Consider the following 5,386-nt stretch of genomic DNA (forward strand, 5'->3'; position numbering starts at 1 on the left):
CGGGCGGCGACGCCGCGCCGCGCCCGTGGGACGCCTCGGCCACCAAGGTGTACGGCACCGAGCTGGCCACCGAGGCCTACCGCGCGCTGATGGAGGTCGAACTCCACCCGGCTCTGGTCGAAAAGCCAATCCAGGACGCCGTTCTCGGCGACCGGCTCGACCTGATAGGCCAGCGGTTCGGCGGCGTCCGCCGCCACCCACCAGGGCCGGGCGAACGGCACCGCGGTGGTCCGGACCCGCCGGGCCAGGAAGCCGTGCGCCAGCTGGTCGTGGAAGCGTTGCAGCACGGCCGGTTCCAGCGGTTCGTCGAAGCGCCAGGCCAGCTGGTTGACCAGGGCGGTGCCGTAGAGGTCGTGCAGTTTGAGGAACAGGTCGTCGTCGGGGGTGAGACGGTTGAGGACGGCGGTCATGACGGTCTCCGTATCAAGGGGATATCAACGGGCACGCAGGGTGCGAACGGTCAAGGGCGCGAACACGATCGCGACGAGCAGTGCGGCGGCCACCGACCAGGCGAAGTCGGCGCCGACCGTGCCGGTGTCGGCGAGGGTGCGCACGGCCGCCACCAGATGCGAGACGGGGTTGTAGTCCGAGACGTGGCGCAGCCAGGTGGGCATGGCCGCCACCGGCACCAGGGCATTGGAGGCGAAGCTGACGAAGGTCAGCACCAGCATCGACATGCCCTGTACGGCAGCGGGTTTGGCCACGGTGACGCCGATGAACGCGAACAGCCAGCTCATGGCGGTGGTGGCGAAAACGACCAGCGCCGCGCCCGCGACCAAACCGAGCGGGTGATCGGGCCGGTAGCCCATGCCGAAGCCGACCAGCAGCACCATGAGCGCCGCGATCACGTAGCGGGTCGCGCCCGCCAGCAGCGCACCCGCGACCGGTGCGGAGCGGGCGATGGGCATGGCGACGAAGCGGTCGAACACACCGGAGCGAATGTCTTCGGAGAGTTGGACTCCCATGGCCACCGAGGAGGTGAGCACGATCTGCACCAGCACGCCCGGGATCAGGGTCGGCAGGTAGGCGTCCAGGCTGCCCGCGATGGCCTTGCCGAACACGCTGCCGAACAGCAGCGGCCCGACGATGGGCAGCAGCACGGCGTCGTAGAGCAGCTGCGGGCTGTGCCGGAAGGTCAGCAGGCCGCGCTGCGCCATGAACAGCGACTGCGCCAGCGCGGCGCGCGCGCCGACCCGGGTGAGGCGGGGTTGCCGCGCGATGCGCGCGGTCGGGTGCACGAGCACCGGGGTGGCGGAGACGGCGGTCATGCGCTGGCCCTTTCCGTGGGGAGCGAGGGGCGGGCCGGGCGCTGGGTGAGCGCCAGGAACACCGAGTTCAGGTCGGGGCGTTCGACTCCGAAGCCGCGCAGGCGGATTCCGCTGTCCCGGCAGGCGGTGATCACATCGGCGGCGGTGCCGATATCGCCGAGCGGGACGGTCAGGGTGGCCGGGTTGTCGCCGTGCAGCGGCGTGCTGCCGGTGAGGCGTTCGACCGCGGCGTCGGCCAGCGGGCGCTGCTCGGGATCGGCCAGATCGATGCGCAGCATCTCCTCGCCGATCGAGGACTTCAGTTCCGCGGCGGTGCCCTCGGCGACGATGCTGCCGTGATCGATTACGGCGATCCGGTCGGCCAGCGCGTCGGCCTCCTCCAGGTACTGGGTGGTCAGCAGGATGGTCGCGCCCCGCCCGACCAGGCCGCGCACCACCGACCACATGCGCTCGCGGGTGTGCGGATCCAGTCCGGTGGTCGGCTCGTCGAGGAAGATCAAGGGCGGCACCGTGATCAGCGTCGCCGCCAGATCCAGCCGTCGCCGCATGCCGCCGGAGAACGACCCGACCCGCCGCTGAGCGGCGCCGGTCAACTCGAACTCCTCCAGCAGCTCCGCCGCCCGATCCTGTGCCCCGCGCTTGCTCAACCCCAGCAGCCGCCCGAACAACCGCAGGTTCTCCCACGCGGTCAGGTTCTCGTCGACCGCCGCATACTGGCCCGTGAGCCCGATCATCGACCGCACCGCGGTGGCCTGCCCCACCACGTCATAGTCGAAAACCGTTGCGCTACCCCGAGAGGGCCGCTCGAGCGTGGCCAACATCCGCACGGTGGTGGTCTTCCCGGCCCCGTTCGGCCCGAGCAGCGCGAACACCGTCCCCGCCTCCACCCGCAGATCCACCGCATCGACGGCGGTCATGGCCCCGAAACTCTTACCCAGCCCCCGGGTTTCGATTGCGATCTCAGCACTCATCGCACACCTCCGATTCTGGTCGGTGTCTCGCGAACGTCACTGTCCGGAACAAAGGATTCGATAACGTCTGCGGCGCGCTGGACTCCGTCGTCCCGGAACCCCGCGCCGAAGGCGGCCGCCCAGGCCACCACCTCGGGTTCGGTCGCCCGAATCAGTGACCGCTCCAGCCGATTCGCGGTCAGTCCGGCGAAGGGCGCGGTCGCGCCCAACCCGAGGACTTCGATCTGTCTGCCCCAGTACGGCTGATCGGCCTGGACCGAGCAGATCACCGACGGCACGCCCGCCCGCAGCGCCGCGGCGGTGGTGCCCGCCCCGCCGTGATGCACCGCCACGGCGCACAACGGCAGCACCGCGCCATGATCGACCTGATCGACCACTGCCAGTTCATCGCCGATCCGGGGTCGGAACATGGGGCCCACCAGCAACACTCGCCGCCCGAGTCGCCGCCCCACCTCCCGGACCATCGATTCGGTCGCCAGTGGATCGGCGACCGGCATCGATCCGAAACCCACGTAGATCGGAGCCGACCCCACGGACAACCATTCGGACAGCTCGGCGCTCAAGGCCGAGCCGTTGTCGGTGGGGACCGGGAACCCGGTGAAGGGCACGCCCGGCAACTCGTCCGCGAGGCCGGGAAACAGTGCCGCGTCATAGGCCTGAATCGCGATGTACGCCGGTACTTCTCGCGCCGCCCCGGCACGGCGGAAGGCCGCGAGCTCGGGGGCCAGCGCCCGGGCGCGGGCGGCGGTCAGCGCTCGCCAGCCGACTCGATGCAACTCCCCCGGAACGCGGCCCGCCCAGCTGGCCGGGACCACCGGGATCACACGATTCGGTCGAATGGGGAAGAAGTGCACCGCCGCGAGCGGGATGGCGTGGTGGCGGGCCACTTCCGCGGCGACCTCCTCGCACGCCATCCCGGTGACGAGGACATCATTGTCCCCGGCGATCGCGTCCAACCCACGTGCGGCCTCGGCGAACCCGCGACGTTGCAGATCCAGCACCGCCCGCACTCGATCCACCGGATTCCACCCGCGAAACCGCGTGTCATCCCGTTGCGCCCGCAGCAACTCGTCACTGCCGACACCGAACGGCACCGCCGAAACCCCGTGCCGCTCCGCGAATTCGACCAGGTTCGGCGAAACCGCCACCGTCACCTCATGCCCTCGCTCCGCCAGTTCGCGGCCGATCAGCACACCGGGCTGCGCGTCACCCCGGCTGCCCGCGAAGGCCAATAGCACCCTCATCGCGCACCACCGATTCCGGACAGCGCAGCCGAAACCCCGAGCCGCTCGCCGAATTCCACCGGGATCGACGAAACGGCCACGGCCACTTGGCGTCCCCAGCCCACCGGGCGAGAGGAGCGCGCGCTCATCGAGCACCGCCGACACGGAATCCGAGGCAGGGTCTGGTGGCCGGGTGGGAAGCCGCAGCGGACAGCCGGTGGGCGCGGCCCGAAGAGTCGCGACCGAGCAGCCCGCCTGGCCGGTTGTCACCTTGTGCGCCGAAGACTTTCGAGAGCGCGCGCATGGCTACACCCGCGCCGGGGTCTGGGTGCGGGTTGGCGGCACCGGCTGCGCAGGTGTGGCCACCGGGTCGTTCGACGCGGTACCGGGCAGCCCGAAAGGTTCCAGCGCGGCGGCGGTTCGGGGTCCGGCGGCGGTGACCTGATCGGTCTCGCGGCCTTGGATCTCCGAGGCGGTGGGGATCGCGGGGGCGGTGGGGGTTTCCGGGTGTAGGTTGTGGGCGAATTCGGCCATGGCTCTGGTGAATTCGGCTAGGAAGCGGTCCATTTCGACGGCGGGGAAGGAGGCGGGGAAGCGGGTGGAGAGGCGGAGGCCGTCGGCGGCTCGGACGATCCAGAAGAAGACCTCGTCGCTGGAGTAGGACTCGGCTCGAAGGGTGTGGCCGCGCAGGGATTCCACGAGTTCGTAGTCGGGGAGGACTCGGATGTCGAGGAAGGAGATGCCGAAACGGGGGCGGTCGGTGCAGTCGAGGAGTTCGAGGACGCGGGTCCAGGTGGCATCGTTGGCGATCTTGGAGCGGCGCAGGGTGGTTCGGGTGGTTTCCAGCGCGCTGTCCGCGTCCAGATCGGGGGCGAGGGTGATGTCGATGGGGACGACGTTCACGAACCAGCCCATGGATTCCAGATAACGCAGATCGGGCCGGGTGGCGATGGGCATGATCGCGCGCAGCGAGATATAGCCGAAGGTGCGGCGGTAGGCGATGGCGAGCGCGGTGAAGACCGCGACCGACAACCGGTGACCGCGACCGGTGACCGCCTGTTCGATCGCCTCGAGATCGCTGAGCGACAACAGCTTTCGCGAGACACTGAGCTGAGCCCGCTCCGACACCGCGTTGCTCGCCGCGGTGATGGCGGGTTCGAAGCGGGGCAGCATCCCGCCGGACCCGTCCAGGAACCGCCGCCAGTAGCGAACGGGCTCGCACTCGGTGGTGAGCGCGGCGGCGGCGGTGCGCTCCCAGTGCGCGAAATCGGCCGAGCTGCCGAAGGTCGGCGATTCGCGCACCGGCTCGCCCGCGGCCACCGAGCGGTAGAGGCTGCGCAGCTCGAGGATCACGATGGCCTGGGAGTAGGCGTCCATGACGGAGTGGTCGGCGGCCACCAGCACCGTGAAATCGCCGGTGTCGGCGTGCTCGACAGTGGCCAGCAGGCAGTGCGGCCATTGCAGCGGGGACAGCCGCGATTCCAATGCGCCGGTGAGATATTCGTTGATCTCGAGGGACGACGTGATCTCCGGCACCGGCTCGGCGGCGACGGTGATGTCGGCGGCCGCGCACACCAGCCGCCCGGGCTCGGCGGCCTCGGATCCGCCGACGATGTCACTCAGCGCGGCGGGGTCACTCGGCGCCGCGGTCGGCGCGAGGGTGGTGCGCAGGCCCTCGTGGCGTCCGTGCCACACCCGCACCGTCTCACTCCAGTGCCCGGCGTCGAAGGGCGCGTCCATTTCGAAGATGGTGCCGATCCAGCGCCCGCGCCCGGGACGCGGATCGGCGGCATCGGTATCGCGGCAGTGCCGCACATGCACGCTGGTGAAGGGTCGCTCATCGGTGACCCAGCGCGACCCGGCGGCCAGGTCGGCCTGCCACAGGGTGAGTGCGCCTGGGCGCACGGCGAATTCGGACAGATGG

The 5,386-nt window shown here is 70.3% G+C and carries 4 protein-coding genes and 1 pseudogene; all 5 read right to left on the reverse strand.

Features of this window, described 5'->3' with window-relative positions:
- Window positions 1–410: pseudogene (locus ACWELQ_RS37090) on the reverse strand (hypothetical protein); the annotation flags it as partial.
- Between the two features lie 24 nt (window positions 411–434).
- On the reverse strand, window positions 435–1,268 hold the full coding sequence (locus ACWELQ_RS37095; RefSeq protein ID WP_452401687.1) for an ABC transporter permease: 834 nt from the start codon (window positions 1,266–1,268) through the stop codon (window positions 435–437).
- A complete protein-coding gene (locus ACWELQ_RS37100; RefSeq protein ID WP_452401688.1) occupies window positions 1,265–2,239 on the reverse strand; it encodes an ATP-binding cassette domain-containing protein in 975 nt (324 codons plus the stop codon). Before ACWELQ_RS37100 ends, ACWELQ_RS37095 begins: the two co-directional genes overlap by 4 nt.
- Window positions 2,236–3,483: a glycosyltransferase gene (locus tag ACWELQ_RS37105; RefSeq protein ID WP_452401689.1), complete on the reverse strand. Its 1,248-nt coding sequence runs from the start codon at window positions 3,481–3,483 to the stop codon at window positions 2,236–2,238. The genes ACWELQ_RS37100 and ACWELQ_RS37105 overlap by 4 nt, the downstream gene beginning before the upstream one ends.
- A gap of 285 nt (window positions 3,484–3,768) precedes the next feature.
- Window positions 3,769–5,386 (reverse strand): condensation domain-containing protein (locus tag ACWELQ_RS37110; RefSeq protein WP_452401690.1); only part of this gene is annotated, 1,618 nt, incomplete at its 5' end.

The sequence above is a fragment of the Nocardia sp. NPDC004722 genome, assembly GCF_053601505.1.

Bases quoted from the DNA above. Each gene is read 5' to 3' on its own strand.
- ACWELQ_RS37095 (WP_452401687.1), bottom strand. From the start codon at position 1,268: ATGACCGCCGTCTCCGCCACCCCGGTGCTCGTGCACCCGACCGCGCGC.
- ACWELQ_RS37105 (WP_452401689.1), bottom strand. From the start codon at position 3,483: ATGAGGGTGCTATTGGCCTTCGCGGGCAGCCGGGGTGACGCGCAGCCC.
- ACWELQ_RS37100 (WP_452401688.1), bottom strand. From the start codon at position 2,239: ATGAGTGCTGAGATCGCAATCGAAACCCGGGGGCTGGGTAAGAGTTTC.